This window comes from Corynebacterium sp. MC3, from assembly GCF_900099485.1.
In the GTDB taxonomy this organism is placed as follows: domain Bacteria; phylum Actinomycetota; class Actinomycetes; order Mycobacteriales; family Mycobacteriaceae; genus Corynebacterium; species Corynebacterium pseudogenitalium.
Genome location: NZ_LT622806.1, coordinates 1 through 3,661, shown reverse-complemented (window position 1 = coordinate 3,661; position 3,661 = coordinate 1). Strand labels below are relative to the sequence as shown.

The following is a 3,661-nucleotide window of genomic DNA, read 5'->3' as shown; positions in this document are numbered from 1 at the left end:
CCTCGCCCCCACTGCCGCGGTCCCCGACGAAAAGGAGCGTTCGACGCCCGACCCCTCCGCCGCCGAAATTACCGACGGCCGACCCTACGGCCGCGGCGCCCCCGACATGCTGTACACCCCCTGTCCCTTATACTCCCCTATACCCGTCTACCAGTCAACCCCCAGCACCGTCGTCGTCGCCGGCAGCGCCTTCATCGACGACCCGCAGGCGCCCGCCACGTTCGCGCGCACGGTGGTCAGCGAGGCCGAGCGCGCCCCGAAGCTGCGCATGATCCCTTCGCACCGCGAGATCGTGCGGGACATCGCGCGCGCGGTTGCACTGGATAAAGTGCTACGTGAACCGCTCTGTCTAGTTTAGATTTGACGCGTTTCTAGAGGATAGGTGTAGAATTTAGCTTCGTTTAATACCGATTAGTCTATAAATCTACACCTGGAGAACTTCATGCACCTTCCAAAGTGGATGACCGGGTTCGGCGCCCAAGTGATCGCCGGCCTGATCATCGGCCTCATCCTCGGGCTCATCGCCGCGGCCAACGACATCACCTGGCTCAGCGAGACGCTCAGCTGGGTCGGCAGCGCCTATGTGCAGCTGCTGAAGCTACTCATCCCGCCACTCGTGTTCACCGCGGTGGTCACCTCTATCGCGAACCTGCGCAAGGTCACCAACGCCGCGCGCCTTGCCTGGCAGACCCTGCTGTGGTTCGCCATCACCGCGTTCTTCTCGGTGATCATCGGCATCATCGTCGGCACCGTCATGCAGCCCGGCGCGAACTCGTCTGTCGACGCCTCCTCCGCCGCCGAACCAAGCGGCTCCGGCTCCTGGCTCGGCTTCCTGAACACCGTCATCCCGTCAAACTTCTTCGGGCTTGGTGTCAAGGTCTCGGAGACGAGCGCCTCGGTGAACTTCAACGTGCTGCAGATCCTGGTGATCTCTCTGCTCATCGGCGTGGCCGCCATCAAGGCGGGCAAGGCCGCGGAGCCGTTCCTGCAGTTCTCCGCCTCTTTCCTGGAGGTCATCCAGGTGGTGCTGTGGTGGATCATCCGCCTTGCCCCAATCGGTTCGGCGGCGCTCATCGGTAAGGCCGTGGCCACCTACGGTTGGGAGGCACTGGGCAATCTCGGCCAGTTCGTGCTGGCGATCTACGTGGGCCTCGCGCTCGTGATCTTCGTGCTGTACCCGGCGGTACTGGCCGTCAATAAGGTGCCGGTCGGTGGCTTCTTCCGCCGCGTGTGGCCGGTGACCACCCTCGGCTTCGTCACCCGCTCCTCCATGGGCGTGATGCCGGTAAACCAGCGCACCGTCGAGGAGTCGATGGGCGTGCCGCGCGAGTACGCGGCCTTCGCAATGCCGCTCGGCGCGACCACGAAGATGGACGGCTGCGCCTCCATCTACCCGGCGATCGCGGCCCTGTTCGTCGCGCAGTTCTACGGCCTCGACCTGGGCGCGACGGACTACTTGCTCATCGTGATCGTGGCCGTGCTCGGCTCCGCGGCGACCGCGGGCACCACGGGCGCGACCGTCATGCTCACGCTGACGCTGTCCACCCTGGGCCTGCCACTGGCGGGTGTGGGCCTGCTGCTGGCGATCGAGCCGATCATCGACATGGGGCGTACTGCCGTCAACGTCACCGGCCAGGCCGTCGTCGCCGCCATCGTGGCGAAGCGCGAAGGCATCCTGGACGAAAAAATTTGGGACGCCGCAGAAGACGGCGCCCCAGCTCCCCAGCGGGTATAACGCGAGCCTACTGCTCGACCGCTACCCCGCCACCCGTCGCGCGCAGCGCGCCGATCACGAGTTCTAAAGCCGCGCGAACGTTTTCTACGCGTCGCGCGGTTTCTTCATGCTCGCGGTCGCGCAGCATGCCGTCGATCAGGATGTCCTGTGTTCCGGCAGCCATGAAGCGGGCCGTGTCGCGCAGCGTTTCCTCCGTCAGGCCAATTTCTTCGCCTGCCTCGATCTGGGTGTAGATCTTCTTCAGGTAGGCATCCGCCAGAATGTTGCAGATCTTGTCGTTGAGGTTGCCGTGCACCGAGGAGTTGATCAGGTGTTTGACCGCCTTGTCGTAGCGCTCTAGGTGCTTCACCAGCCGCGCCACCTGGTCCGGGTACGTTTCGTCGATCACGATGTCGTCAACAAACGACTTGTACGCAGGGAGGCAAATGTCGCAGGCTGCGGCCAGGATGAGCGCGTCCTTGTCGTGGAAGTGCTCGTAGCAGGCCTGGCGGCTGACCTGCGCGTACTTCACAATCTGGGACAACGAAAGCTCATCCACCCGGTAATGGAGCAGCAGTTCCTTCGTTGCGTTCAGTAACGCCGTGCGCGTACGAACCGCGCGCGGGTCCATACTAAGCTCACGTGGTGTCATGAATGCAGGATACCTCACTGAGGCAAGCTCATTGCCCTACCGAACACTCCGAACACGCTCATTGCGCGTTTGACGGCTTCCTCGTAATTCTCGGACTCAGTCGCCGACTTCATAAAGATCGAAAACGCGCCGGAGCACAGGTAAGAAGCCACGTCGGCAGCTTCCTCGTCGGTCATCGGGACGACCTCGGCGCGCATCGCCGTCACCATGTCGTGCAGCATTGGCATCTCGGGCGTTGTAAAGCAAGCCATCAGCGTGGCGTGGGCCGGGCCGTTAATCACGTGGCTCAAGAGGCAACGAACCTCGGCGAGCTGCGAGAACAGCGCCTCCAGCGCAGGAGGCATCTCGCCGGTCTTCTTATACGTCTCGATGTAATCGTTCACCGCCGGGGCCAGCGCGCGCTGGATTGCTGCCTTGCCGGCGGCGTCGCGGTCCTTGAAGTGCTCGTAGAAAACCTGGCGGCTCATCCCTGCCGCGTTCACAATCTGGGACACCGTGATGTCCTCAACCCGGTGCTCATTCAACAACTCGGTAGTTGTCTTGATGATCGCGTTCCGCGTTTTCACAGCGCGGGGGTCCTGGCTGAGTTCTCTTCGAGCCATACGACACCAACTCCTCTCTGGATGCCCACAAAAGCACCTAATATGCCAGACATGAACCTACATAGCGCAACAGTGGATCTCTTACGAACCCTTATCCAAAATACGTGTGTCAACGACCTTACCCCAACTTCGGGGGGAGAATACCGCAACGCGGCCACGCTCGAATCGTTTTTCGACGGCGCTCCCGTGCGCATCCAAAAGTATGAACCCACAGATGGGAGGGTGTCTATCGCGTTTACCATCGAGGGTACCGACCCCTCCGCGGAGCCCCTCACGCTGCTCGGCCACACGGACGTAGTGCCCGTCGATAAGGAGCAGTGGACGCACGACCCCTTCGGCGCCGAAATTATCGACGGCCGACTCTACGGCCGCGGCGCCACCGACATGCTGTACATCACCGCCGCGATGGCCGCCGCCACCCGCGACGTGGCCCTGAGCGGCAAACGCCCGCGCGGCACACTGACTTTCGTGGGCGTGGCGGACGAGGAGGCGCGCGGCGGGCTCGGCGCCGGCTACCTCTCGCAGCTCGACCCGGAGCCGTTCAGCTGGAAGAACTGCCTCTCCGAGGAGGGCGGCTCCCACCTGCCGGTGCGCGACGGCTCGGACGCGATCGTCGTCGTCATTGGTGAGAAGGGCGCGGCGCAGCGCCGCCCCGCGGCTGTCTCGTCAACACATCCAGCTGGGCATAAGCAG

4 protein-coding genes and 1 pseudogene are annotated in these 3,661 nt (G+C 63.3%); 3 read left to right on the top strand and 2 right to left on the bottom strand.

The window, feature by feature from the left end; genetic code table 11:
- Together BQ4436_RS12335 and BQ4436_RS00215 are read left to right on the top strand one after the other, a co-directional pair.
- Window positions 1-358 (top strand): annotated as a pseudogene (locus BQ4436_RS12335) (ROK family transcriptional regulator); the annotation flags it as partial.
- Window positions 359-442: 84 nt separating this feature from the next.
- Window positions 443-1,735, top strand: a complete 1,293-nt coding sequence (locus tag BQ4436_RS00215) for a dicarboxylate/amino acid:cation symporter (RefSeq protein ID WP_070975118.1) — start codon at window positions 443-445, stop codon at window positions 1,733-1,735.
- A 7-nt stretch (window positions 1,736-1,742) separates the two neighbouring features.
- On the opposite strand, the gene BQ4436_RS00210 is transcribed toward BQ4436_RS00215, so the two are convergent.
- Window positions 1,743-2,366 carry a TetR/AcrR family transcriptional regulator gene (locus BQ4436_RS00210; protein WP_083329354.1) on the bottom strand — a complete coding sequence of 208 codons (624 nt, stop codon included), beginning with the start codon at window positions 2,364-2,366 and terminating at the stop codon, window positions 1,743-1,745.
- 14 nt (window positions 2,367-2,380) lie between these two features.
- Window positions 2,381-2,968: a TetR/AcrR family transcriptional regulator gene (locus BQ4436_RS00205; RefSeq protein WP_083329353.1), complete on the bottom strand. Its 588-nt coding sequence runs from the start codon at window positions 2,966-2,968 to the stop codon at window positions 2,381-2,383.
- Between the two features lie 51 nt (window positions 2,969-3,019).
- On the opposite strand from BQ4436_RS00205, the gene BQ4436_RS00200 reads away from it, so the two are divergent.
- A partial coding sequence (locus BQ4436_RS00200) for a M20/M25/M40 family metallo-hydrolase (protein ID WP_143000735.1) occupies window positions 3,020-3,661 on the top strand: 642 nt, incomplete at its 3' end.

Coding starts and splice junctions, on each gene's coding strand:
- BQ4436_RS00210 (WP_083329354.1), bottom strand. CDS start 2,366: ATGACACCACGTGAGCTTAGTATGGACCCGCGCGCGGTTCGTACGCGC.
- BQ4436_RS00205 (WP_083329353.1), bottom strand. CDS start 2,968: ATGGCTCGAAGAGAACTCAGCCAGGACCCCCGCGCTGTGAAAACGCGG.
- BQ4436_RS00215 (WP_070975118.1), top strand. CDS start 443: ATGCACCTTCCAAAGTGGATGACCGGGTTCGGCGCCCAAGTGATCGCC.